This window comes from Bacillus sp. FSL K6-0073 (assembly GCF_038006085.1).
Lineage (GTDB): Bacteria > Bacillota > Bacilli > Bacillales > Bacillaceae_G > Bacillus_A > Bacillus_A cereus.
Genome location: NZ_JBBOUN010000001.1, coordinates 1085299 through 1111441 on the forward strand (window position 1 = coordinate 1085299; position 26143 = coordinate 1111441).

Sequence of the window (26143 nt, forward strand, 5' to 3'; positions counted from 1 at the left end):
GGCTGTGATTAACGAACTCTTACTAAAAATATATGAGATTGATGAAGAAATATGAATATTAATCTCTCGCATTATAGCACTAAATAAACTTGAATTTCAATTTAATATTCGAATTTTATGATGAAAAGGAGAATGGAAATGAAAGAAATTAAGTTCAAGGCCCATGATGGAGAAAAGTGGATTTATAGTGAATGTGTATCAAGAGATGAAGAGGATGGTTGATGGATTTTAGATAACGAAAATGATTGCTGGAGTATGTGTTCTGAACCTAAACAGTGCACAGGTTTGATAGATAAGAACGGAAATGATATTTATCTTGGTGATTTTGTAAGGTGGACAAGGGTTATTTATACGGATTGTAGTCAAAAAGAAATTGAAAGTACAGAAGTAATTGAAGGTACTATTGGCTGGTTAATTTCTATCTTAACAATTAAGACTGAAGAATTTTCTAGATTATTGTTACCGCATTTAGTTGAAGATCAGAATGAGTTTGAAGTGATTGGCAATGGTTATGACAATCCAGTCGTATTAAAAAACTAAACAAGATATTTTTGTAAGACAAGCCCCCTTTTAAAAGGCCTATTGTGAGGGTAGGCCTTTTAAAAAAATTAAGGATAAAGTTTTACATGGAGATAAATTATATATTACTAGATTTAATTCATAAATCCTGTATGTTGAAGGTTGAAAAAAATTTTATGTATTTAACAAAATCTTTATTTGATCGGGAGATGAAAAGGATGATCGAGAGCAAGCATTTGTTTGAGGACGGAGAAAAAGTTCGGATTAAAGAAACTGGCGAAGTGGTTACAGTGGATTATTGGTGGTATGCGAGCAACTTAGGATGGACAGTGCAATACAGCATTGTAGAACATCCATCTACATGGTTTGCTGAACGTGAATTAGAAAAAATTTCTTAATAAATTCGTTATTTGAAAAAATACCAGCTTAAATATTGCGTACATACATTTAAGCTGGAACAAACAAATGAAGTTATTGTTTGTGTTTCTCCTCTTTATCAAGGAAAAATACGACGAATATTGCTAGGAGTATAGGAAACCAAACTTCGTGTGGCATATTAAAACCTCCTTAAAATATATTCTTACTATATTTTACCATATATAAGAGATTCAATGTAAGGCAACGAAAAAGATGAGTTTATAACAAAAACGCTATTTTAGTAGAAAACATTAAAAAGGACCCAATTAGGGGTGCGGGTCCTTTTAATGGAACGATAGAACTTTATGGGATTACCAGTACATTACCATAAAAGGAAATGTACTTCCAGTGTGTGGGTGTTGAGAAAACTTTATATAAATACTTCATTTTAGTAGAAAAGAGGAATGAAAAATGAACTTAAAGGAGTACGTCGTTTATAAAGGTGAATCATTGCTATGTATCGGAACTGCAAAGGAATGCGCTCAACATATGGGCGTACTTCCTACAACGATTCGTTATTATACAACGCCAGCTTATCAGAGGAAGTTAGCGAAGCGAAAGAGAGCTAGGAATTACTTAACTGTTACGGTTCTTGAGGAAGATTAGTATAAAAATTTCATTTTGTAGAAAAAGGGATGGATAACTGATGGATTATGAATTATTTGAAGAATTGAAGCCATACGTCGAAAACGCAGTTGAAGATAAGAAGAATCCGAAAGAAGTAATTAAAACTTTAGCTAACTTAATTGAACATATTGCCGAGTTCTATATTGATGATACGAACTAAAAGAGCAGCTAGCAAAAGCTAACTGCTCGGTTCTCCAAGGGGGAACAAGGAGAAAGTAACTTAATGGGTTGTCTACAGTATTGACGTAATATTGAATTTTATTCAGAGGAGGAATGAAAATGAAAATGGTTCGTAGGCGTACTGTTATTCGACTGGAGAAGCGAAGGAAAAGTGAAGATAGATTTAGCGTGATTAGATGGGAAATACACATAAATTTAGGCAAACGTAACTATAAGACTAGGGATATATTAGGCGCGTATCAAGATATGCAGGCAACTATGAATAAGGTAGAAAGTATACTAAAGGATTAGTTTTATAACAAAATAATCCTTTTGTATGGAAGTGAGGTTAACGAAAATGGCATACAGTGGAGATCATGGGGCTGCGTTTGAGAATTTAATCAATTGGTCAAATGATATGTACAGAAGAAAGAACATAGCATTAATTACAAAACGTGCTACACCTGTAGTTGTCACAAAACTATTTAAAGACGGAAGAATTAAAGAAGGCTATTTTGAAAAGAAATCAACAGTTGATTATGATGGCATATATAAAGGCAGAATGTTGGCGTTTGAAGCAAAAGCGACGACTAATAAAACAAGTTTCGCTTTAAAGAATATATCATCACATCAAATTGAATATTTAGAGCAGGCTGAAAAGCTAGGGGCAATTTGTTTCTTCTTAATTGAATTTAGTATAGAACATTCGGTTTTCTTAGTTCCTTTTGAAGTAATTAAAGAGTATATTCATGCTGCAAAATTAGGTGGGAGAAAATCAATTCCGCGCTCTGTATTTGATAATAGAACTTATCTAGTAAAGTCAACAGATAGAGCGTTAGTGGATTACCTGCACCATGTAGATAAGTTGGAGTGGTCTGGAATATGAATAAAAAAGAAGCTCGTATTCAAATTTTAGATTTACAAGAGCAACACTGCGTAGGGTGTACTTATAGATATAGTAGGGATGTAGCGCATTGTTGGACAGAGTGTGAAGCGGGGATAAAAATTAATGAATTAGGGGTTCTATTAGGTGGTCGTATTGGTACTGAGCAGAAGAAGCCAAGAACAACTAAAGAATGGAATAGAATATGTAAGAATGCAGTAACGCTTAGTAAACAAGGACTAACATATGTTGAAATCGCAAAAAAATATAGTGTTACTACAGGTAACTTACATATACAAATGAAAAAGAGAGAATTAAAATAAATAATTTCACATACCGAAATAAGTATTAAAAATAAAAAGAAAATAGTCCACATTCAAGGACGTTGATTAACTGTAAGAAAGAATATTTCTTATAACTAATCAGCGTCCTTTTTTTATTCTAAGGAGGACAAACTGCATGATAGACTTAATCAAACAATACAAAGAGACGTTGAATCAATTATTAGTTGCAAAAGAAAAAGCAAATGCCCAAGAAAATGAAAGAGATAAGAAAATTATAAATGGAATGATAAGTGATATTGAAGACTCTCTTAAGTGGATGCGTACAGGAAAAGAACCTGGATTAAAACGAGGGATCGAAAGGAGAGCTTCTTATCAAAGAGAAATAAAAGTAAATCCATTGTTAATACAAAGATATTTAAGAAGTAAGGAAACAGAGTATGAATGGGATAAAGAGAAAAAAGAGAATGCAATTACAACCTGGGAAAAGATACAGTTAGATGATGCTCTGTCTACCTTGACTAAAACAGAAAAGGAAATATTTGTAATGTATAAGGCGGGGATGTTTACGCAGGAAGAAATCGCTAAAACAAGAGGTGTTACAAGGTCTACAGTTCAACAGAATTTGCGTAGAGCAGATAAAAAAATTGCACAACAAGTAAATGGAAGTCTCTTCTGTATGAATTGAAGAGACTTTCTTTTTAAAACGATTAAATTTGTCATCATAATGCCACCTATATATGAAAGCCGAAACCAGTTTCTATGGTAATGATTGAATGAGTGTTGTTTTTCATCTCAGCAGTTCAATAGCAAACCATAAGAAAATACTTCATTTGTGTAAGACGTTACGAATCTTATGCAAATACAAATTCTCTTGATTTCATAATACGTAATAAGAATAGTCTAAACGGTCTAGGAGAGCTTTTGCTCTTCTTTGAGCTGATATGTGCCTATCTATAGTGTCAGTTCAAAGAAGAGTAAAGATTTTGACGTAATGACAAATGGTGTATAGTTACCTTTTCATTAGGAAGTTTTCATGTGAAAATAAATATGTTTATTTATAAAGATAATACAATTTATACTTGTCTTAAGTAAAGTAATGTGGTATAATAAGAGTATAGAAAGGAGGGGGAAATGAAAGATGATAAACAACTTAATAAGTTTTCTTCTTGAGTCTAGCAAGTGGGTTGACTACTTGAAAACTTTCACCGCACTGTTTACTACATACAGAACAGTCAAGGCAATCACAAGCCAAGTGAAAAAGAGATTCGAAAAGAAAACAAAAAAGCGTCCTAGACGTAAAGGTAAGCGAGTCCTTCCAAGACGATTACCAAAACGAATTAGACGCTAGTCACATAGGAAGCCTAGTCAAAAGGCTAGGCTTCCTAAATAAAATATATCATCTTTCGAAATACCATGTCAAAAAAACTAATTGTACTTAATGTGTTATGTTTACTCTTTGCTGGACAATTCTTGGTGACAACTAATTTTAGCGATATGCGAACCTTTGATTATATCTATGCTGTTGTTCTGGTTATTTGGGCAATCGTAATTATCGGTTATATTGTAGTTACGAGAATTGGAAAGGAGAGATAACATGTACAAGTTTAAGGATGACGAAGAATTATCAAAATTTATCGCTGAGGAAATTGTAAATACATCAGAGGCGATTGAAATACTTGGCTGTACTCGCCAAAACATTGCTTATTTAGTTACTAATGGGAGAATTAAACCTATCAAGGAAATGTCACGCGATCGGTTATTCTTTAAAAAAGATATTTTAAAATGGAAAGAATTAAATAGTAATTAAGGGAGTCAGTCGTGGCTCTCTTTTTTTATTATCTAAAAATTATATAGGTGATGTAATGAATGGTAGACGAAATTAATTTAAATCATAGATATTGGTGTTTTGGATTCGACCAATATTATCCTTGTGGTGGATTTGCTGACATTCATAAAACTACTGATTCTAGAGAAGAAGCAATCAATTGGTACGAAGAAGAAAAAAGTCATTTGGACTATTGTGAGGTTTGGGATTCTGTAACTCGTGAGTATTTAGATAATGAAACAAAGGAGGAAGAAAGGAATGGCTAAAAATAAATTAACCATTAAAGTAGATGCTGATACATCCGAAGCATTAAAACAAATGAAGGAAGTTACCGCGGTTGCTAATGAATGTGTGGCTGCATTGGAGAAGTTGGAGAGATTAACTAATAAGTTTTCGGGGTTTCCTCAAACGAAAATTTCAGTTCATGCTGATACAATTGCACAACGTATTAATAGTGATTCATCAAGCATCAGGATTTAAAGTATGATTAAATCAATAGCAGTGGTAGCGTCTTGTTTGTTGTTAAGGAAAGGTAAGCGCAAACGTGTTGCATTTAATAGAGGAGGAGTGAGGGGAGTTGGATAGCGTTTTAAAAGGTAAGATTGCTTTGCTTGGTCTTATATCTATTGATAAGAAAGCATACATTAAATACTTTAAGCCTCACGAGAAAGCGTATAAGAAGTCTGGGATTGATGTTAAGCGATTTAAATATTATAAGCTCCATGGACAGAAACCTATGTTTTATTCTATTGAATATCTCGAGCAAACACCGATAAAAGAGTTATTGGAAAGAGATAAAGGTAGTAAAGAACGTTGGATAAAGACAGATGAATGAGTATAAAAACAAACACCAGAAGCGTAAGTTCTATGACAGTGGTGAGTGGAAGAGGATACGTGAACAAGTAAAGAAGCGTGACAACTATGAGTGCCAAGAGTGTAAGCGCAATGGTCGAGTTCAAACAGACACCGATGAATACAGTGAGAGCGCAAAGCGTAAGAAGATTCAACTCGTTGTCCATCATATAAAAGAACTTGAACATCATCCAGAACTTGCATTAGAAATAGATAATCTCGAAACAGTCTGTGTGGAGTGCCATAATAAAGAACACGGCAGAATATTTAAAAAGAAAATCAATAAATGGGAACATGATGAAAAATGGTAAAAAAGAATCCACAATAACAATCCCCCCCTTAAAAAAATTCATCAAAAATTGCTCTAAGGGGCACCGGAGGAGGGGGTTAACTGTCAGGTTTTTTTCGAAAATACGCGCGTAAGGGGGGGTGGGTAGATGGCTGTTAGTATTGTAAGGTTAAAGGAACAGTTAATGAATAGTATTGATACGAAAGATTTAGTTGAAGTTGAAAAGGTGGAACGCTATATTGATCTAGTTAAAGCATTTCGAAAAATTAATAAAACGATAACTAAAGAAGGGGAATCCGTAACAATCAAAAATGGAACCCAAGTTTTCGTTAAGGCCCACCCTCTTATAAGTGAGAGGAATAAAATTAACAGTTCTTTAATTGCGTTAGGGAGAGATATAAAGTTTGTTGTTAAGAATACTATCCCTGATACAGGATATAACAAAAGTGATCTTACATGATTAAGCAAAAATATGTAGAAGAATATATTGAACTTTATCGAAGTGGGAAAGTGAAGTTCAATAAAGAAAGAGAACTGTTAATTGGATATCTAGAAAAATACGTTTTAAATAGAGACGATTTGTATTTTGATGATGAAATGATTGAGGATTGTATTAACTTCGGTGAGAAGTGGTATTTTCCGATGCAACCATTTCAAAAATTCTTAATAGCATTCGTCTTTTTGTTTTATAAGAAAAATGGACGTGTATTTTATCGTAAATTCCTATGGATGTTAGGGCGTGGCGGCGGTAAAAATGGTCTGATTTCTGTTATTATTCATTTTTTAATTAGTGAATTACATGGCATTCCAGAGTATAACATTTCAGTTGTTGCGAATAGTGAAGAACAGGCGAAAACAAGCCCTGATGAAGTTCATAAATGTGTGAAGAAGAATGAGGTCTTGAAAAGAGCCTTTAAAACAACGTTAACTCAAACGGTTTCAAAGGCTACTGAAAGTGTACTGAAGTTTAGGACTTCAAACGGTGATACAAAAGATGGTTTGCGTGATGGTGCGGTTGTATTTGATGAAATACATCAATACGAAAGTAATAAAGATGTCCGCGTTCATATCAGTGGTTTAGGGAAAAAGAAAAACCCACGTGAATTTTACATTGGTACAGATGGATATGTTCGTGACGGTTTCTTAGATAAGCAAAAAGAAAAGGCAATGAAGGTATTGAACGGTGAAGCACGTCCGAATGCTGTCTTTCCTTTTATCTGTAAATTGAATGATGAAACTGAAGTGGATGATATTGATAATTGGGAACTTGCTAATCCTATGTTATCTAAACCATTGAGCGAATATGCTGAGGGGTTACTTGAAACTATAAAAGAAGAATACGAAGATTTAGAAGATGACCCAAGTAATAGAGAAGAGTTCATGACAAAACGAATGAATTTACCTGTTACAGATTTAGAAAGGTCAGTTGCAAAATGGGAAGAGATTGCAGCAACTAATCGTGAATTGCCAGATTTACGAGGTCATGAATGTATTGGTGCGCTTGATTATGCAAGTATTCGTGATTTCGCATCATGTGGATTACTTTTTAGAAGTAAGGGTGATTATTTATGGAAATCTCATTCGTATGCTAGAAAGGAATTCGTTGATAAATATTATAGTTATTCGAAAAAACAGGATGCTGAAATAGCTGGTAAGAAGAAGTTTGCACCAATTCGAGAATGGGAAGAGCAAGATCTTCTGACAGTTGTGGAAGGCGAAACAATTGATCCAAATACTATCGTTGCTTGGTTTGTTGAAATGCGAAACTATTATGATATCAAAAAAATCATAATGGATAATTATCGTGCAGATTTATTAAGAACACTTTTTGAGGACGCTGGATTTGAAGTTGAAGTAATTAGAAATCCGAGAGCTATTCATGGTTTGCTTGCTCCTAGAATTGAAGTTGCATTCGCACATCGTCAAATTGTATTTGGTGATAATCCGTTAATGCGTTGGTATACCAATAATGTACTCGTTGTTATTAAAAAAGATGGAAATAAAATGTATGAAAAGAAAGAACCAGTTCGCAGAAAAACAGATGGATTCCAGGCGTTTGTACATGCTATGTATCGAGCAGATGAGGTAAGAGAAACAGATGTTGGCGCAGCGCTAGACTTGCTGAATGCATTAAACTTTTAAGAAAGGGGTGAGGGGAAATATGAGTTGGTTGTCGGATGTACTTGGTAAAAATAAAGAGATTAATACGATGCTAAATGATTTTGATTTCTTTGGTATTGAAACGAATCAAAGAGCGTATTTAAAAAAAGTAGCTTTAGAAACTTGTATTAATTTTATTGCTCGAACCGTTTCGCTGTCTGAATTTCGGATGATGAAAAAGGATACACGTCAATATAATGATTGGCATTACTTATTGAACATTAGACCGAATACAGATCAAAGTGCCGCTGACTTTTGGCAAGATTTTGTGTATAAATTGATTCTTGATAATGAAGTGTTGGCAATTCTTACAGATCAAAATGATTTACTCATTGCTGATCATTTTGACCGTGTTGAATATGCAGTATACCCTGATGTATTTAAAAATGTAACCGTAAAGGATTACACGTTTCAAAGGTCATTTCAAATGGACGAGGTTATCTACATTACTTATAACAATGAAGAATTGACAAAATTCATGAGTGGAATATTTAAAGATTACACTCAACTTTTTAGTCGTATGATTGAGACAAATATGTTTTCTAATCAAATACGTGCAACCGCTGAGATGGAATCTGCACAGAATTTGGAAGGGGAAAACCTTACTAAATTACAAAGCTTTATGGATAAATTGTTTGGGGCGTTTCGGAAAAATGCTTTTGCAATTGTTCCAAAGATAAAGGGTTTTAATTATACGGAAATTGCCGATGGTTCAAATAATGGAAGGTCTGTAGAGGAACTATCTAAATTAAAAAAAGATTTAATAGATCATGTGGCTAATATTTTAGGTATTCCTACGGCATTAGTTCGTGGCGATATGGGAGATTACGAAACATCAATTAAAGCGTATATAAAGTTTTGTATTAGTCCTCTGATTAAAAAGATTGAAGATGAATTAAATGCGAAATTAATTGAAAAAAAGAATTTCCTATCAGGAGAAAAAATTGAAGTAACAGGCGTGAAAGAGAAAGATATTATAGATCATGCTGAGGCTGTTGATAAATTAGTAGCAAGTGGTGCATTCACTAGAAATGAGGTGAGGAAGTTGTTTGGTGCTGAACGCTCTAATAATCCAGAACTAGACGAATTTGTAATTACGAAGAATTATCAATCTGCAAATTCAATTGAAGGAGGTGATAAGAATGAAAAATAAAATACAACATATTCCTTATCAGTTTTCTAATGCAGTTAATCCAGAAAATGATGAGCACGAAATGGTGTTATCAGGTTATATCGGTAGTAGCAGTTGGTGGTACGATGCTATTAGTGCTGAAAGTGTAAGAAGCGCTTTGAAAGAAGTTAGAGCATCTACAGTTAAAATTAAACTAAACAGTGGTGGTGGCGATGCCGATCAAGGTGTTGAGATTTATAATTACTTAAAGGACTTAGATAAAAAAGTCATTGTGGAAGTTACATCACTAGCAGCTTCTGCTGCATCGATTATTGCAATGGCTGCTGACGAGATTGTTATGCGCACAGGCTCACGAATGATGATTCATGAAGCGTCAACAATAGCTTATGGGAACAAGCAGGATATTCAAAAAACATTGAATGCACTCGAAGCGTATGATGAGTCGATAGTTTCAATTTATCAGCAAAAGACAGGTAAAAGTCGTGAAGAGATTACAGATTTATTAGAAGCTGAAACGTGGTTTACTGCTGAACAAGCAGTACAAGAAGGTTTTGCTGACAAAGTAGAATTTGATAATCGAGAAAGTGATAGTGGTATTACTGATGAACAGTTGGAACAGATTATTAATAGGGTAACGAATAACTTACAACAAAATATGAATTTATCAAATAAACCTAATCCAGAACCACCACATTTACAAGTGGAGGGCAATCAAAAACGGAAAAGGTTTTTTTAATTCTCAAAAATTAGGAGGAAACAATTATGGTTATGAAAATTAAAGGTACAATGGAAAACTTTGAAGCGAAAAAACAAGCATATATGAATCTGGTGAAAGCGGAAGATACAAAAATGGAGGATTTATCTGCTGCATTTGATGATATGTTTGATACTCTTGTAACGGATTTATCAGAAAAAATTTCAGCACAAGCACGTATCGAAGCGCAAGACGCTCAAATTTTGACGTCACGTGGACAAAACGTTTTAACGTCTGAAGAACGTAAATTCTTTAATACAGTTGTACAAGATGGGGGATTTAAGGATGATTCAATTCTTCCATATACTACACAAGAACGTGTATTTGAAGATTTAGTAACTGAACATCCATTACTTGAAGCAATTGGAATGCAAGATTTAGGAGCAGTAACGAAGTTTATTTATTCTGACGCAACAAAAGCGTATGCATGGGGAGAATTATTCGGTGATATTAGAGGGCAAATAAATGCAGCCTTTAGAGAAGAACAAATTGGACAACTTAAATTAACTGCATTTAGTGCTATTCCAAATGACATGCTTGAATTAGGACCAGTATGGGTAGAGCGTTACGTTCGAACATTATTAGTAGAAAGTTATTCTGTTGGTTTAGAGTTTGGCTTTGTAAATGGTGGCGGATCAGTAGCACATCAACCTGTAGGTTTAATGAAAGATGTAAATGCAACTACAGGTGCGGTTACTGATAAAAAATCATCCGGTACACTAACATTTGCTCCTTCTGAAAATGGTGAAGTAATTGCTGGTGAGCTTTATGAAGTAGTAAAAGCTTTATCTGTTGATGGGAAAGGAAAATCCCGTAAAGTGTTAAATAAAATTGTGATGGTTGTCAATCCTGTAGATGCAATTGGTGTACAAGCGCGTAACACAATTCAAACGGCTAATGGCCAATGGGTAATGGCATTACCTTATAATATTCAAACTGTTGAATCTGAAGAAGTTCCAGTTGGAAAAGCATTATTCTTTGTGAAAGGACAATATATCGCAGCGATAGCAGGTGGATACAAACTTAAAAAGTTTGATCAAACATTAGCGATTGAAGATGCTACGCTTTATACAATCAAACAGTTTGCTAATGGTAAACCAAAAGATAATAAAGCAGCTCTTGTTTATGATTTGAAAATTTCTTTTACACCACCAACTCCACCAGCAACTAAATAAGGAATGATGTGAATGGATAAGGTAATTTCAAATGAAATATTACAGCAATTCAAAGATAGGATGCGATTAGGTGATGATGAAGATGCAAACCTAAGACGCATCCTATTTGCATCCAATAAAGATTTAACTAGGGTTTGTGGTAATTATGATCTTAATATTGACGAGGTGTTCAAGGAATTAGTCTTTGAACGCTCTCGTTATGTTTATAACGATGCCTTAGAGTATTTTGATAAGAATTTTTTAAGCCAGATTAATAGTTTAAGCATTGGAAAAGCTTTAGAAGAAATTAAGTTGGACGGTGATTAATATGCGTCCTTTTCAGTATAAAAACCCGCTGAATACAGGTGATTTTAGAAATCGAATTAGCATTGAGCAACCTGTAGTAATAAAAGATGAATTAAATCAAGTAATCGAAACATCTTGGCAAGAATTAAAGAAAGCCTGGTCAATGATAAAAACCATGAGAGGTTCCGAGTACATTGAAGCTTCAGCTTCACAAGCTACACGGGTTTATCGTTTTGTGATTCCTTATACTTCTGATATTACAGAAGAAATGCGAATCAATATGAAAGGCCGTATCTTTGATATTATCGAACCGCCAATGAATGATGATGAAATGTATCAAACATTGACTATTATCGCAAAGGAGCATGTTTAATATGAACGATTTTGCGGGAGAGCTTGCTAGAGAATTACAAAGATATGCAAATGTTGTGGAAGAAGAATTAACAAATGCACAAGAAGATGTAGCTGATATCGCTGTAGATAAGTTAAGACAAAATAGTCCTAAAAAAACAGGTGGTTATCGAAAAGGCTGGCGAAAGAAAAAAGTTGATAAAGCTGTTGTTATCCATAATACAAAAGGGCAATTGACGCATCTTTTAGAAAATGGTCATGCGAAAGCTGATGGTGGACGAGTACCAGAGAAAGTACATATTCGTCCAGTTGAAGAGTATGTAATTGATGAATTGCCAAAACGTATTGAAAGGGCAATTGAATCATGACAGTAACATTAGGAGAATTTATAAAAATTCTTGAAGCTACAGGTTATCCTGTGGCTTATTCGCATTTCACAGCAACACCTGGTAATCCAGTTCCGGAGCCGCCTTATATCTGTTTTCTTGTGGATGGTTCAGCAAATTTAATGGCTGATAACAAGGTCTATCACAAGATAAATGATGTAAATATCGAACTTTATACCACAAAAAAGGACTTGGTTGCAGAAGCCAAGTTGGAAAAGGTCCTAGACGATCATGAAATTCCTTATGACTCGTATGGGATTTTTATTGAATCTGAGAAATTATTTCAAAAAACATATGAAACGAGGTTGTTGTAAATGAATGAAAACAAGGTAACATTCGGTTTGAAAAATGTACATTACGTGCCATTTGATATTAAAGATTTCTTAGTTACATTTGGGACACCAATTCCATTACCTGGTGGAGTCGAACTAACTTTTGAGCCACGTGGTGATTTAATTGAATTCTATGCAGATGACATGCTTTATTACGCGGCAAGTAATAACCAAGGTTACGATGGAACATTAAGTATTGCTACTATTCCAGAAAAATTTGCTATTGATGCACTCGGTGAAGAATTAGACGAAACGGATGGTGTATTAAATGAATTGGCTGATGCAAAAGGAAAACCATTCGCTTTATTATTTGAGTTTGATGGTGACGTGAATGCAACTCGACATGTTATGTATAACTGTTCAGCAAGTCGTCCAACACTTGCATCTAAAACAAAAACAAGTTCGGCTGAACCAAATACAAATGAACTGAAGTTTGTTTCTAGCCCAATTGTTTTAGTACCTGGTGGAAGACCAATGGTTAAAACGAAAACGACTGCTAAAACAACACAAGCAATTTATAACGACTGGTACAAAAAAGTATATGTAAAAACACCAGCAGCACCAAAAGGAGCGTAATAGTAAATGGAAAAGACAATTACAATAGACGGAAAACAAGTCCGATTAAAAAGTACAGCAGCTACTGTTAAACGATATAAAGCGCAATTCAGACGTGATTTATTTGCTGATATGTTTAAGTTAGGGATTTTGTCTCCTTCAAATCCTCAAGAGGGTTCACTAGCCACTATTGATTTAGCAAATGCAGATTTAAGTAAGCTAGATTTTGAAGTTGTATATGATTTAGTTTGGTTATATGCGAAAACAGCAAATCCAGAAATTGATGATCCAATTACATGGTTAGACGGTTTTGATGAATTCCCTATCTCAGAGATTATTCCAGAAATTATGGATATGATTCAAAGTACGATGGGCGCAAAAAAAAAATAAAGAAAAGTAATGGAGAGCAAGGGACGTTCAGTGATGAAGAATTAACCACTGATACGTTCCTTGCTCTTTGTTATAAAGCGAAATTAACGCATTGGGATTTGGAAGTCATGACAATTGGAGATTGTTTTGATTATATTGCAGAATTCGCTGAAATGGAGAATCCAGACAAAGAAAAAGTCAGAAAAGCAAACCAAAAAGACTTTGATTCATTCTAAGAAAGGGGTGAAAGAATGGCTGGAGGAAAAATCAAGGGGATTACGATTGAAATTGGTGGGAATACGCAGCCGTTACAAAACGCTTTAAAAGATGTAAATAAACAGAGTGATAGCTTAGCGACCGAACTGAAAGAGGTAGAGCGCCTTTTAAAATTTAATCCTGGTAATGTGGAAGCATTAGCCCAAAAACAACAGTTGCTTACACAACAAATTGAAAACACTACACAAAAGCTCGATAAATTAAAAGAAGCGGAGCAGCAGGTTCAAGCGCAATTCCAAAACGGAAAGATATCGGAAGAACAATATCGTGCGTTTAGACGTGAAATTGAATTTACACAAGGGTCACTTGATGGTTTGAAAAATAAGCTTGGTAATATGAAAGCTGAACAAGAAAATGTGGCAAGTTCAACAAGACAATTAGAAACGTTGTTTAGCGCTACAGGCAAAAGCGTGGATGATTTTGCAGGGGCATTAGGTAATCGTCTTGTAAATGCAATTAAAAGTGGATCGGCTACAAGTCGACAGTTAGAACAAGCAATTGGTCTTATTGGTCGTGAAGCTTTAGGAACTGAAGCTGATATTGAAAAGTTACAACGTGCGCTACGATCTGTGGATGCGGGGAATTCAATTCAGCAAGTACGAAATGAACTGAGAGATTTACAACAAGAAGCTGGGAGAACTGAGAAAAAGTTTGAAGGATTAAAAATAGGATTGGAAAATGTCATTGGTGGTATGGCAGCTGGTGGCGGTATTGCTAGTGCAGTCGAAAAAGCAATGGATATGTCAAAATTGAAAACTAAGATTGATATCACTTTTGATGTTCCAGAGTCTTCGAAAAAATCAGTGGAAGAAGCTATTAGGGGCGTTAGTACTTATGGTATTGACGCTGAAGAAGCATTAGAAGGTGTTCGCCGACAATGGGCCTTAAATAAGGATGCTTCTGATGAAACAAATGCCGCTGTGGTTAAAGGGGCAGCGACTATTGCAGCATCCTATGCTGGAATTGATTTTAATGAACTTATACAAGAAACCAATGAGATTGGTGCAACGTTAGGTATTACTAACGAGGAAGCATTGGGGTTAGTTAATACATTATTAAAAACAGGATTTCCACCCGAACAATTAGATATTATCGCAGAATATGGGGATCAGATGATTCAAGCTGGATTTTCGGCTAAAGAAGTCCAAGGAATCATGTCAGCAGGAGTAGATACTAAAAGTTGGAATATCGATAACCTATTGGATAAATGATTGTCCCTATGAGTGGCGACATTCATAGAAAACTCCTTTAATTCAGTGGAACTCTCAAAAGAGACAATACTGAGCGAAGCCTTTAACAAAGGAACGTGCAACGACTAGCTGAAAAGCGTAGGGTGTAAGCTGATGATATCCGAAATGGGGAGCATCTTATATAAGATGATGATATAGTCTGGTCTGTATAGTGATGTACAGAAGTTCATAAGAGAACTGGCAGGATGTTGCGAATCCTGTTGAACATATCGGGTGTAAAAGAAGGTCGTATTAAAATGGCCGAATTTGGTGCGGGTGTAGATAAATCTATGCAAGAGGTTTTAGATAAAACAAAAATCTCGGCGGATCAGTTTGAAAAATGGGGTCAGGCAATTGCTGGCGGTGGTGAAAATGGACAAAAGGCTATGCTTGAAGCAACTAAGGCTTTAGCAGGTGTTGAAAATGCAACAGACAGAAATGCACTTGGCACGAAGATGTTCGGTACTCTTTGGGAAGACCAAGGAAAGAAAATCATCGACACCATTTTGAAAGCAGAGGGTAAACAAGTTGATTTGAAAAAAGGAGTAGAGGATTTACATGGCGCTACTTCTAAAATAGATGCATCTCCAGCGGTTAAATTTCAACAAGCAATGCAAGATTTACAAGTTGCTCTTCAGCCTGTTCTTGCAGTTATAGCAGATCTTGTTTCTAAATTCGCTGAATGGATTTCTAATAATCCTGAATTAGCAGCAACGTTAACAGCGATTGCTGTTGCTATTGGTGTAATTGCAGGAGCATTCATGGCTTTAGCACCAATAGTTGCTGTTATAACAAGTATAGGATGGGCGATGACAGGGTTGGTTGCTATTATTCCGATAATAGTAGCACTTGTTGTCGCTCTAGGTGTTGCAATTTATAAAAATTGGGATGATATCAAACAATGGACCATTGATGCTTGGAATGCAATAGGAGAGTTCTTAGTAGGAATATGGGATGGAATTGTACAATGGGCAAGTGAAACATGGAATAGTATTAGTGAATCTACATCGGAAGTTTGGAACTCGATTAAAGAATACTTAATAGAGGTATGGAATGGAATAGTTGAGTCTTTATCTGAAATATGGAATTCTATTGTTGAAACGACTACAGAAATATGGAATTCCATTGTGGAGTATTTGACTGGAATATGGGATGGAGTAGTTGAAACATTATCGGAAGTTTGGAATGGCATCAGTCAAACTACTTCTGAAGTGTGGACAGCGATTAGTGAGTTTTTCATTAACACTTGGAATGGACTAGTTGCCTTTCTAACTCCTATTTTACAAGGAATTGCTGATTTCTTCTCTATGATTTGGAACGGCATTTCAACAGTGATTCAAACTGTATGGAATTTTATTACACAATACTTACAAGCGATTTGGACGGCCATTTTATACTTTGCCACGCCAATATTTGAAAGTATCAAGAATTTCATTTCTGAATGTTGGAATACCATTAGTTCTACTACAAGTCTTGTATGGGAAACAATTAAGAATTTCTTAGTTTCCTGTTGGAATGGGCTTGTAGCGTTTGTTATGCCGATTTTTGAACAAATCAAGTCCTGGATCATTGCTGTGTGGGATACAATCAGTTCAGCAACAATGTCTGTATGGAATGCTGTTAAGAGTTTCTTACAATCATGCTGGAACGGGTTAGTAGCTTTTGTAACGCCAATATTCACCTCAATAAAAGATTGGATTGTGAATACATGGAATACGATTAGTTCCACAACAAGTGCAGTATGGAATACGATTAAAAGCTATCTATCTAGCTTATGGAACGCAATTGTTTCCACAGCGAGTTCTGTATTCAATAGCATCAAAGAAGCCATTTCAACGGTTTGGAACATGATTAGTAGCACAAGTAGTAACGTATGGAATGGTATTAAATCAACCCTCTCAAACATTTGGGAAGGTATCAAGTCAACCGCATCTTCTGTCTGGAATGGATTGAAAGAAGCCATTATGACGCCTGTTCGTTGGGTAACAGATGCGGTTAGCGGGGCATTTGAAGGCATGAAATCAGCAGTATTAGGCGTATGGGATGGTATTAAAAGTGGTATTCGTACAGCTATCAATGGAATTATTCGTATCATAAATAAATTTATAGATGGCTTTAATACACCAGCAGAATTACTAAACAATATACCAGGAGTTAGCGCGCCGACTATTCCGCATATACCAATGCTTGCGAAAGGCGGAAAACCTGTAGGAGATGGCTCATTTATTACTGGAGAAAAAGGACCCGAACTGTTTACTAAAAGAGGGAATTCTATCACAGTTACACCGTTATCTTCAAAAGAAAGGTCCCTCGGTATCACTGGAACTATGAATCAACTAATGAGTGATATGAGCCGGATGATGGCTAGTTCAATGAGTCAATTATCAGGGTTAAAGAGTGTTATGAGTGGTGTGTATGGAAATATGTCAAATAGTAGACGAGCTATGGCAACTAGTGTTGCGAATCCAATGATTAATTATTCTTCAGGATCATCTGGCGGTGGAGTCATTCCAATGCTTGGTGGAGATTTAGTTATTGAAGTACCTGTTAATTTAGAAGGAAGAGACGTGGCACGCGGTACTTATCGCTATACAACCGAATATCAAGAAAGAGAAGCAAAAAGAAACTCAGACTTTTAGGTTTGGGTTTCTTTTATTTATAAAGAAATGGGGTGACAGTATGAGTTCTTTTACATTTAACAACATACGCAAAGATTTTGTTCAAATCGAAAAAGGATGGAAAAGACCAGCATGGGCGCCGTTAAAACGGAAATTTCTAAGTGTTCCAGGTTATCCAGGTGCAAGGTTATTAACGACAGAAACTGAAATGCGAGTTTTACCTGTTCCGGTCGGAATTATTGTTCCTGATGGATCAGACTTAGAAACATTAAAAGAAGAAATAGCAGCCTGGTTAATTACAGAAAAACCTGTTGAATTAGTCTTTGATGTAACACCTGATAGGACATACCTAGCGGTTATTGATGAAGATTTTGATCCTGAGGATTTTGTTACTTTAGGTAAAGGTACTTTGAATTTTGTTTGTCCAATGCCATATAAGTTAGGGCCTACTAAAACGGTAGAATTTGAAATGGATGGACGTGGGTTAGTAGCGAATGTGCAAAACAAAGGAAGTGTAGAATCTAATCCAATTATAGAGGTTGAAGTGACAAAGCCTTCCACATTTCTTGATGTATGGAATGAAACGAATTATTTTCGTATTGGATATCCATTAAAAGCAGACCAGGTTCCAGTTGAAAGAAATCAACGTGTGTTATGGGACGAAATGGGGACAACCATAGGATGGACAGATGTTCCTAAAACAGAAGATATGACTGGTGGAGGAAAGTTTAAATCAGATGGATATCGTTTTATGGCTGAATATCTAGGTGAACCTACAGTAAAAGGATGGCATGGTTGCATAGCCAAAAAGAATATTCCGCAAGGACCTTTACAGGATTTCATCATGCAAGCATATGTACGCATTAATAGTCATCATTGGGATCAAATGGGGCGTGTGGAAATAGGTCTTCTTGATGAAAATAGCGATTATGTAGCTCGTATATCGATGAGCGATGTTCAATGGGAAGCCGAGCAGAATAGTGGATTCGCTTCTGTTGGGAATAGTAAAAAACCAGGTGGACAGGTATTCATTAATGAACATGGAGATCACCCAGATACTTGGACAAACTTTAGAGGGCGCTTATGGCTTGCTAGAACTGGGAACAGGTGGGAAGCATATATTTCTAAATTCATATTAGGTACGGAAATTGACGATGCTGAAAGGTTTGTTGTATGGTTCGATGAAAATAACGTCAATATGAATAAAGTCACTCAAGTACAAATCAGTATTTCTCAATTCTCTAATAACATGTTTTGTTCGGAAATGTCTATTGACGATTTGAAAATTTGGAAGGTTAACATGAATACACAAGATAACCCACCTTATATTTTCGATGTAGGAGATAAAGTAGTCATTGATACAGAGAGAAGTCTTGTAACGATAAATGGTAAAAGTGCTATTAATCTAAAAGATATATTTAGTGAATATCCTGTTATTCATAGGGGTTCGAACAAACTAGAAATCATGCCTTCAACTGTCGGAACAGCCAAAGTAACGTATAGGGAGCGATTTAGATGAGGACACCAAGTGGAATCTTACATGTTGTTGATTTTAAAACGAGTCAAATTGTTTCCAATATACAACCAAAAGATTATTGGGACGATAAGCGACATTGGGAGATAAAAAATAATATTGATACTTTAGAGTTTAAAGTATTTGATAATACAGAACATGCAGCTACACTCATGCAGCAAAATTTAGTTTTAAAAGAGGTAAGAGATGGACGTATTGTTCCGTATGTCATTACTGAAACTGAAAAAAATTCAGATGATAGATCAGTCATTGCTTATGCATCTGGGGAATGGATTCAACTAGCGAAAGCAAGCATTATCAATCCTCAGAAAATTATCGGTAAAACCGTCAATGAGTTTATAGATATGGCTCTTGTAGGTACGAAGTGGAAAAGGGGGAAAACAGAATACGCTGGCTTCCACACAATGACAATTGATGAATTTATAGATCCACTTAAGTTTTTAAAAGACATTGCTTCTTTGTTTGAATTAGAAATTCAATACCGTGCAGAAGTTGTAGGCTCTCAAATTGTCGGTCGTTATGTAGATATGGTGAAAAAGCGAGGGCGTGATACAGGAAAAGAAGTAACTCTTGGTAAAGATTTGATGGGTATCAAACGAATTGAGAATTCCCAAAACATCTGTACAGCCCTATTAGGGTTCGTAAAAAAAGAAGGTGGAGACTTTGTAACCATCTCTAGTATTAATAATGGAGTTCCTTATCTTGTAGACAGTGATGCGTTTCAGCGATGGAATGAGCGAGGTCAACATAAATTTGGTTTTTATACACCAGAAACAGAAGAAGATATAACACCACAACGTCTTTTAACTCTTATGAAAACAGAACTAGCCAAACGAATCAATACATCTTATATATATGAAGTTCAAGCACAAAGTATAGGTCGTGTATTTGGACTAGCTCATGAGCTGATTAATGAGGGGGATACAATCCGAATAAAAGATACAGGGTTTACACCAAAGCTTTATTTAGAAGCAAGAGCAATTGCTGGTGATGAGTCATTTACTGATCCTTCACAAGATAAATATGTATTCGGAGATTATCGAGAAATTGTGGATGCTAATGAAGAATTGCGGAAGCTCTATAATAAAGTCCTGGCTTCATTAGGTAGTAAACAAGAAATCCTTAATCAGCTTGATGAGTTAGTTAAAGAAACTGTTGTAACAGCAAACAATGCTCAAAAAGAATCCGAATCCGCCAAGAAACTTGCGGAAAAGGTCCAGGAAAACTTAAAAAATAATACGGTAAATATTATTGAAGCTAAAAATCCACCCATCGATAATCTTATAGTAGGTAAGACGTTATGGAGAGATATTAGTAACGGTAAACCTGGTATTTTAAAAGTGTGGAACGGTAAAGGTTGGGAGCTCCTTATTCCTGATGTAGAGTCAGTAAAGCAAGAAACACTGAAACAGGTTGATAAAGATATTCAGCTCACAAAAGAAGAATTAAACAAAAAAGTGGAAGAAGCGCAAAGTGAAACCAATGGACAATTCAAGGAAGTTAAAAATAGTCTCCAAGAAGTTTCGCAAACTATTAAAAATGTACAAAACTCTCAAGGTGAAATTAATAAAACTGTTTCTGAAATGAAACAAACTAACGAGAGTTTTACTAAATCTATTGAGTTATTAACAAAAAAAGACGGTGAAATTACTGAAAAATTAAATACAGTGGAAGATACAGTTGAAGGTACAAAACAAACTATTGCCGATGTGAAGCAAACAACAAACGTTTTAACAAAAACAACAAATGAAATAAAGAATACGTCGACTTCAAATAAGCAGACCATTGAACAATTACAAACCGACATGAGTAACATTTCTGTAGGTTCAATTAATCTAGCAAGCGATTCAGAAACAGGGTTAAACAAACAGAATATGACCGGAACATGGTCAGACAGTAAGCAAATGACTCTTTCCAATAAGATTAATTACAGAAACAAAACGTTTACTATCTCCTTCTTATTTACTGGGAAAATGACGAAACTCAATGCAAATCCTTGGTTTGGTGTGGAAACGGCAATAACTTATACAGATGGAGAGCAAGAATGGAAATCTGTACGTGCAGACTCACAATTAAAGATTAATGTAGATTATAAGGACGAGCCTCTAACTGTTACATTCAAAACAAAAGATAAGGATGTAACTCAAATTAGGTTTTATTACTCTGGACGCAATATTGATGGTAATTTAAACTCACATCATGCGAAATTGGAAGAGGGGAACATAAGAACTACGTGGCAGCCTGCTAATGATGAAGTTACTTCTAAAGAAACGTTCACGAAAAAAACAACTGAGATTGAGCAAAGTGTGAATGGAATCAAAGAAAGTATTAAAACGGTAGAAAAAACACAAACCTCTTTTAATGAACGTGTTAACACTGTAGAAAAGAATGCTGAAGGAACAACTGCAAGTGTTAAGAAATTACAGGAAACACAAACTGAGCAAGGAAAAACATTAACTCAGGCTACTACAACGATACAGCAACATTCTGAAGCATTGAAATTAACAATGAAAAAGAAAGACGTTGAGGATTATGTAGGCGGTTTAGGTACTGTCAACGAGTTGCGTGATGCTGATTTTAAGTTAGGACAGAAATATTGGTTTTGGAATAGTGGTAATGGAGCTACTGGATCTGTTGATACGAATTTAAAATACAAAGGTATGAATACATTTGCAATTACTGTTACTGGCCAGACTCAAGATCGTTGGTGGGGACTTACAAGTCAATTCATTGAGTGTCAGGTTAATGAAGAATTTGTTGCATCAGGTTATTTCAATACTGATGGGAAAACACCTATTGATAGTGGCGGTGCATTTATAGAAATTGAATGGTGGACTGCTGACAAAAAAACTCGTATTAAAACAGCTAGAACGAATATCAAGGTTGTAAATCATACATGGATTCGTGCTGTATGTACAGATAAAGCACCAGCCAATGCAGCGTTTGTGAGATGGCGCTATTACGTTACAAGAAATGGGCGTTTATGGTGTGCTGCACCTATGTTACAACGTGGCACTATAGCTACAGAATTTTGGTTACACCCGAAAGATCAAACCGATGTTGATAAAATGCTAGAAGATATCGCTAATAAAGTAGCTACTGAGAAATACAATCAGAAAGTTACAGAGCTAGAAAGAAGTATTAGTGCTAATGAAAAAGGCGTTTCAATCATCTCTGGAAAACAAGAAACGTTTATAAATGAGACTTATAATGCTTATGTAAAGAAAACGGAATCTAAGTTAGAAGTGTTAGATGAGGGAATTTTAGCGCAGATTTTAAAGGACGGTATTGTCACTGCAATCAATATGTCCCCTGGGAAAATTACAATCAATGCTGCAAAACTAGATATTAATGCAGATACAATGGTCAAATGGCTAACAGCAAAAGGCATTGATACGAATCTTATTAGAATTGACGGTGATAAGATAACCATTGATAAAGATGGTGTAACTGTTAAAATGCTAGACTTCTTATTCCAAGATGAATGGGGCACAAAAACAACTGCGGTATCAAGACGAAACCTAATAGCAGATCCTGACTTTTCTAGTGTTACAAAGAAAAACATCGGACATAACGATTATTATGGGTTTGAAGGTGGATACGGTCTTACTTGGAAGTCATGGGGAAATGTCGTAATAGAAAAGAATACACATATATTCGATTACGAGCAAATGGTGAATGCTGCAAGGGTAGATATGTATAACTATCCAGAAGCAATCGTGAATAATGGGATACATCCTGGAAATGAATACACATTATCTGCTCATTTTAGAACAGCAATGATAAATGGGGTACGTAAAACAGGGAAACCGCGTTTACAAGTATGCTGCGTTAAATTCCGAGACAATGTAAGTTACGATATATGGAATGAACAAAAAATGGATTTTCCTGAACCGTCTACATTTTATGGAGAAATCAGAAGATACTCTTTCACTTTCAAAGTACCCACAAACTATATTCCGCAACAACACGCATTGATTGTTAAAGTTTGTTCTGGAAATGCTGACATGAGACAAGGGACAGCGATTTGTGTAAGTGGTGTAACGCTATACAGTGGCAAATATGCATCTATGTATAATTGGGATCGTGCAGCAGCAGAAAGAGCAGATGGCATTCAGCCGTTTAACGCACTTGCTGTAGGTGGTGTGAATAATAATATAACTCCAGCACCAGATGGACAAACGTTTGATATAAGTACTGAAAAAGAAGTTAAAATCTTTAGGAATATACGAGCAATGCAGGGGGTTAACTTAGGGGGCGGTGGATTCCAACAATGGGGGCATATTCGTTTTACAGACGGTAATGCTGGAGCGGGTTTTTATGCGAGTACTCCAAGTGGTTGGAAATTTAATGCACTTGGATAGAAAGGAGAAATAAGAATGAATGAGAATCAAATGATGCCACTTCAAGCAGGTGAAAGCTTTCCTTTTATGGGGAGGTTGGTGGATGCAGAGCGCACAGATACAGGGATTTTTGTTCAAATACCTGCTGATATGTTAAATAATGCAGGTCTTCTAAACGGTGTTAGCAGGGTTGAAGTATGGAGAGAGATGGATGGGACAGTAAAATTCCGAATTGCTACGCTGTGTGAAATATGTAAACGCGGAGCGCGTTTGTACCCACTAGATATGGGATTTGCGAAAAAGAACATTTGTTTAGAGTGTTATACATCACTTACAGGGAATTATCCATCTCAAGAACCGCCAACACCAACTAATGAAAATAACAAACAAACAGAGCAGGAGCAGCAATAAGCTGGTCTTTTTTTATTGCTAAAAAGGAGATGAGAGCAGTGGAAGATGCAATTTTCAATTCAGTCATTCAACAAGGTGCATTTGCAGCGTTATTTGTGTGGATGCTATTTACTACACAAAAAAAGAATGAGCAGCGTGAAGAAAAATATCAACAAGTAATTGATAGAAACCAACAAGTAATTGAAGAACAGGCAAAGGCTTTTGGATCTATTTCTAAAGATGTAACAGAAATTAAACAAAAATTATTTGAAGGAGATGTTCAGTAATGAGACACATTGTAGATTTATCAAAATGGAACAATAAAATGAATTGGCCAGTGGCAGCACGACAAATTGAATTAGCTATTTGCCGTGTACAATATGGTTCAAATTTAGTAGATCACTTGTATAATGACCATGTAGTGAATTTAGAGAGAGATGGTATTCCACATGCTGCATATGCTTATGGATGTTTTGTATCAGTAGCGGATGCAATTGTAGAAGCAAAGGACTTTCTAGCAAGAGTAAATCCTAATGCTAAATTCCTTGTATTAGATGTGGAAGACGATACAGTAAAGTCAATGAAAAGCAAAGGTAATCTTAATGATTTAGCTAAAGCGTCACAAGCGTTTATCGATACATGTAAAGCTGCAGGGTGGAAAGTGGGATTTTATGTAGCTCACCACATGTACGGTGACTATAATTTACAAAGTGTACAAGCTGATTTTATTTGGTTACCACGATACGGAACAAATGATGGTAGTCCACAGAAGAAACCATCCTATCCTTGTGACATCTGGCAATATACTGATAATGGTTACATTGATGGAATTGGGAAAGTGGATATTAATTTATTGCAAGGGGATAAGACACTAAATTGGTTTATAGGAGATAAACAAACAGAACAAGCTATTACCAATGGTGGTTATCAATATGTTAAGTCTGGTGGATTTGGCGTTTCATTGGTTCCAGAAGTATTAAATGCTATGGCCGAGCTTGGAACTAAAGGACAAGTTATTTCTGATCCGTTAACTGGTATCGCATATTTACAAACCGAAGTGTTACCAAACGGTGAGCTCGATAAGATTACAGCTTGGATGGACAATAGACCTGAAGGGAAATGGTTTTACGAGTATTTTAAAGTTAAATAAAGGAATAGTTTGGTGAATAAAACAAGAGCCGTAATTTGGACGGCTCTTGTTTCTTTATGAATATTGAATTTGATTATATTGGAAAAATCAATACTTAGTAGATAGGAAATATGTTAGTATAAAAGAAAAAGCATCCTAATTAATAGAATGCAAGAGCAGAATAAGCAGGTTGATATGCCTATTTAATTATGATAGCATATTTCAAATGTGATGTATATCTTAGATTAATAACTTATGAACCTGCTCCAAGAAAAGAAAGGCAGGTGCTTCCCATTCCATATTCAAATGTAGCAGATAAATATATTAACAAATTAGCTAGACAGAATGGTATAAAGTCACGTAGTAGAGATAGAGTAGATGTAATTGAGGATTTACTTCAACAGGGGCATAAAGAGAAATTAGATCATTTATCTTCGAATTTCCAATACGTTGGGAAATATTTGACTTTATGTAAAATAGAACAACTGTTTCCTGATATCGCAAACACAGCACAAAAGTTTTTACGTAAATTAGTAGATGAGAGACGTATTAATGAAAGTCAAATAGATAATGAATGGAGACCAACATTGAGTTTGGATATCCAGTTATGTGCTGTAAGGAGAGATGGAGGCACGGTTTATTTGAAGTTAGTGGAAGGAAAGAAAACCACTATTCCAAGCTCAGATGGATATGGATCAAGACCAAGTGTGTATCCTAAATTCACTGTAATTATTGTTCATTTTAATAACGAAGATCCTATTATTGAATTAAGGTGTGCTACAAGTGAGCAAGAGAAGTACATGAATTTCGCAATGGAACTTATAGGATTTGGCAAGCCTTATAAATGGCACAAAACACCTAAACTAACTAAGGAAATTGTTAGTAAGTTATATGAGGTTTTAAGAGCGGGTGTTGCTGCAAGACATATTAGTATTCCAACAGGATTAGGGGGAATACAAATGTACGGACAAAAAGGCGTGGATTTGGATCACGATGATACCTATACTGCTGTAATGGATGCTTTTACTAAATTAAATATCCCTACAGATGATACAATGGATGAGACGTGTTATTTTTCTTATTCTGATCCAGTAAGTGGTTTAGAATATGAAGCATCTGTTTGTATAGACATAAGGAATAGTTTCTTTACTTTTAATAGTAGAGTACCAGATTTTATTGTTAAACATGTCATGGAAGGGATTTGGGCAGTAATTATAGAATTAGAAAGAAATTCGATAACACAAGCTGCAGCAGGAGATGAGTAGTACTA

33 protein-coding genes are annotated in these 26143 nt (G+C 35.4%); all 33 read left to right on the forward strand.

What is annotated here, in order from left to right:
• Positions 1-255: 255 nt before the first annotated feature.
• Positions 256-540, forward strand: coding sequence for a YopX family protein (locus MHB52_RS05715; RefSeq protein WP_253703419.1), 285 nt, complete (start codon positions 256-258; stop codon positions 538-540).
• Between the two features lie 197 nt (positions 541-737).
• Positions 738-917 (forward strand): hypothetical protein, encoded by a 180-nt coding sequence (locus MHB52_RS05720; RefSeq protein WP_061663624.1) that lies wholly within the window; start codon positions 738-740, stop codon positions 915-917.
• A gap of 430 nt (positions 918-1347) precedes the next feature.
• Complete coding sequence (locus MHB52_RS05725; RefSeq protein WP_061663623.1) at positions 1348-1542, forward strand: hypothetical protein; 195 nt, start codon at positions 1348-1350, stop codon at positions 1540-1542.
• A 40-nt stretch (positions 1543-1582) separates the two neighbouring features.
• Positions 1583-1723, forward strand: coding sequence for a hypothetical protein (locus tag MHB52_RS05730; protein WP_172797012.1), 141 nt, complete (start codon positions 1583-1585; stop codon positions 1721-1723).
• Between the two features lie 119 nt (positions 1724-1842).
• The gene (locus MHB52_RS05735; protein WP_253703416.1) at positions 1843-2034 is read left to right on the forward strand and encodes a hypothetical protein; all 192 of its coding nucleotides are present in this window, start codon (positions 1843-1845) and stop codon (positions 2032-2034) included.
• A 46-nt stretch (positions 2035-2080) separates the two neighbouring features.
• Positions 2081-2608 carry a Holliday junction resolvase RecU gene (locus tag MHB52_RS05740; RefSeq protein WP_061663622.1) on the forward strand — a complete coding sequence of 176 codons (528 nt, stop codon included), beginning with the start codon at positions 2081-2083 and terminating at the stop codon, positions 2606-2608.
• Complete coding sequence (locus MHB52_RS05745; RefSeq protein ID WP_042597321.1) at positions 2605-2928, forward strand: zinc-finger domain-containing protein; 324 nt, start codon at positions 2605-2607, stop codon at positions 2926-2928. Before MHB52_RS05740 ends, MHB52_RS05745 begins: the two co-directional genes overlap by 4 nt.
• A 136-nt stretch (positions 2929-3064) precedes the next feature.
• Positions 3065-3574, forward strand: coding sequence for a sigma-70 family RNA polymerase sigma factor (locus MHB52_RS05750; RefSeq protein WP_061663621.1), 510 nt, complete (start codon positions 3065-3067; stop codon positions 3572-3574).
• A 453-nt stretch (positions 3575-4027) separates the two neighbouring features.
• Positions 4028-4237, forward strand: coding sequence for a hypothetical protein (locus MHB52_RS05755; protein WP_061663620.1), 210 nt, complete (start codon positions 4028-4030; stop codon positions 4235-4237).
• Positions 4238-4483: 246 nt separating this feature from the next.
• Positions 4484-4696, forward strand: coding sequence for a helix-turn-helix domain-containing protein (locus tag MHB52_RS05760; RefSeq protein WP_061663619.1), 213 nt, complete (start codon positions 4484-4486; stop codon positions 4694-4696).
• A 59-nt stretch (positions 4697-4755) separates the two neighbouring features.
• The gene (locus MHB52_RS05765) at positions 4756-4980 is read left to right on the forward strand and encodes a hypothetical protein (protein WP_061663618.1); all 225 of its coding nucleotides are present in this window, start codon (positions 4756-4758) and stop codon (positions 4978-4980) included.
• Complete coding sequence (locus tag MHB52_RS05770) at positions 4973-5194, forward strand: hypothetical protein (protein WP_061663617.1); 222 nt, start codon at positions 4973-4975, stop codon at positions 5192-5194. The genes MHB52_RS05765 and MHB52_RS05770 overlap by 8 nt, the downstream gene beginning before the upstream one ends.
• A gap of 97 nt (positions 5195-5291) precedes the next feature.
• On the forward strand, positions 5292-5549 hold the full coding sequence (locus MHB52_RS05775) for a hypothetical protein (RefSeq protein WP_061663616.1): 258 nt from the start codon (positions 5292-5294) through the stop codon (positions 5547-5549).
• Positions 5542-5877, forward strand: a complete 336-nt coding sequence (locus MHB52_RS05780; RefSeq protein ID WP_061663615.1) for an HNH endonuclease — start codon at positions 5542-5544, stop codon at positions 5875-5877. The genes MHB52_RS05775 and MHB52_RS05780 overlap by 8 nt, the downstream gene beginning before the upstream one ends.
• Positions 5878-6003: 126 nt before the next feature.
• Complete coding sequence (locus tag MHB52_RS05785) at positions 6004-6315, forward strand: P27 family phage terminase small subunit (RefSeq protein ID WP_061663614.1); 312 nt, start codon at positions 6004-6006, stop codon at positions 6313-6315.
• Entirely contained in the window at positions 6312-7997 is a 1686-nt protein-coding gene (locus tag MHB52_RS05790) for a terminase large subunit domain-containing protein (protein WP_000595321.1), read from the forward strand. Before MHB52_RS05785 ends, MHB52_RS05790 begins: the two co-directional genes overlap by 4 nt.
• Positions 7998-8016: 19 nt before the next feature.
• The gene (locus MHB52_RS05795) at positions 8017-9168 is read left to right on the forward strand and encodes a phage portal protein (protein WP_061663613.1); all 1152 of its coding nucleotides are present in this window, start codon (positions 8017-8019) and stop codon (positions 9166-9168) included.
• Positions 9158-9883, forward strand: coding sequence for a head maturation protease, ClpP-related (locus tag MHB52_RS05800; RefSeq protein WP_000791073.1), 726 nt, complete (start codon positions 9158-9160; stop codon positions 9881-9883). Before MHB52_RS05795 ends, MHB52_RS05800 begins: the two co-directional genes overlap by 11 nt.
• Before the next feature lie 32 nt (positions 9884-9915).
• Positions 9916-11076: a phage major capsid protein gene (locus tag MHB52_RS05805; RefSeq protein WP_431519943.1), complete on the forward strand. Its 1161-nt coding sequence runs from the start codon at positions 9916-9918 to the stop codon at positions 11074-11076.
• 12 nt (positions 11077-11088) lie between these two features.
• On the forward strand, positions 11089-11382 hold the full coding sequence (locus MHB52_RS05810) for a hypothetical protein (protein ID WP_016109427.1): 294 nt from the start codon (positions 11089-11091) through the stop codon (positions 11380-11382).
• Position 11383: 1 nt separating this feature from the next.
• Positions 11384-11734, forward strand: a complete 351-nt coding sequence (locus MHB52_RS05815) for a phage head closure protein (protein ID WP_061663611.1) — start codon at positions 11384-11386, stop codon at positions 11732-11734.
• A gap of 1 nt (position 11735) precedes the next feature.
• A complete protein-coding gene (locus MHB52_RS05820) occupies positions 11736-12080 on the forward strand; it encodes an HK97 gp10 family phage protein (protein WP_000997538.1) in 345 nt (114 codons plus the stop codon).
• Positions 12077-12412, forward strand: a complete 336-nt coding sequence (locus MHB52_RS05825; RefSeq protein ID WP_000219079.1) for a hypothetical protein — start codon at positions 12077-12079, stop codon at positions 12410-12412. The genes MHB52_RS05820 and MHB52_RS05825 overlap by 4 nt, the downstream gene beginning before the upstream one ends.
• Positions 12413-13006 carry a major tail protein gene (locus MHB52_RS05830; RefSeq protein ID WP_001004918.1) on the forward strand — a complete coding sequence of 198 codons (594 nt, stop codon included), beginning with the start codon at positions 12413-12415 and terminating at the stop codon, positions 13004-13006. It begins immediately after the preceding gene.
• Positions 13007-13012: 6 nt separating this feature from the next.
• On the forward strand, positions 13013-13375 hold the full coding sequence (locus tag MHB52_RS05835; protein WP_000415931.1) for a hypothetical protein: 363 nt from the start codon (positions 13013-13015) through the stop codon (positions 13373-13375).
• A 230-nt stretch (positions 13376-13605) separates the two neighbouring features.
• Positions 13606-14841 carry a hypothetical protein gene (locus MHB52_RS05840; protein WP_000897022.1) on the forward strand — a complete coding sequence of 412 codons (1236 nt, stop codon included), beginning with the start codon at positions 13606-13608 and terminating at the stop codon, positions 14839-14841.
• A 275-nt stretch (positions 14842-15116) separates the two neighbouring features.
• Positions 15117-17498 carry a phage tail protein gene (locus MHB52_RS05845; protein ID WP_061663660.1) on the forward strand — a complete coding sequence of 794 codons (2382 nt, stop codon included), beginning with the start codon at positions 15117-15119 and terminating at the stop codon, positions 17496-17498.
• A 40-nt stretch (positions 17499-17538) separates the two neighbouring features.
• On the forward strand, positions 17539-18996 hold the full coding sequence (locus MHB52_RS05850) for a distal tail protein Dit (RefSeq protein WP_061663610.1): 1458 nt from the start codon (positions 17539-17541) through the stop codon (positions 18994-18996).
• Positions 18993-23375 carry a phage tail spike protein gene (locus MHB52_RS05855; protein WP_340767515.1) on the forward strand — a complete coding sequence of 1461 codons (4383 nt, stop codon included), beginning with the start codon at positions 18993-18995 and terminating at the stop codon, positions 23373-23375. The genes MHB52_RS05850 and MHB52_RS05855 overlap by 4 nt, the downstream gene beginning before the upstream one ends.
• A gap of 15 nt (positions 23376-23390) precedes the next feature.
• The gene (locus MHB52_RS05860; RefSeq protein WP_061663891.1) at positions 23391-23765 is read left to right on the forward strand and encodes a hypothetical protein; all 375 of its coding nucleotides are present in this window, start codon (positions 23391-23393) and stop codon (positions 23763-23765) included.
• Between the two features lie 29 nt (positions 23766-23794).
• On the forward strand, positions 23795-24031 hold the full coding sequence (locus MHB52_RS05865) for a BhlA/UviB family holin-like peptide (protein WP_080451631.1): 237 nt from the start codon (positions 23795-23797) through the stop codon (positions 24029-24031).
• Positions 24031-24894, forward strand: a complete 864-nt coding sequence (locus tag MHB52_RS05870; protein ID WP_061663890.1) for a GH25 family lysozyme — start codon at positions 24031-24033, stop codon at positions 24892-24894. The genes MHB52_RS05865 and MHB52_RS05870 overlap by 1 nt, the downstream gene beginning before the upstream one ends.
• 263 nt (positions 24895-25157) lie before the next feature.
• A complete protein-coding gene (locus MHB52_RS05875; protein ID WP_154698670.1) occupies positions 25158-26138 on the forward strand; it encodes a hypothetical protein in 981 nt (326 codons plus the stop codon).
• The last annotated feature ends 5 nt before the right edge of the window (positions 26139-26143 follow it).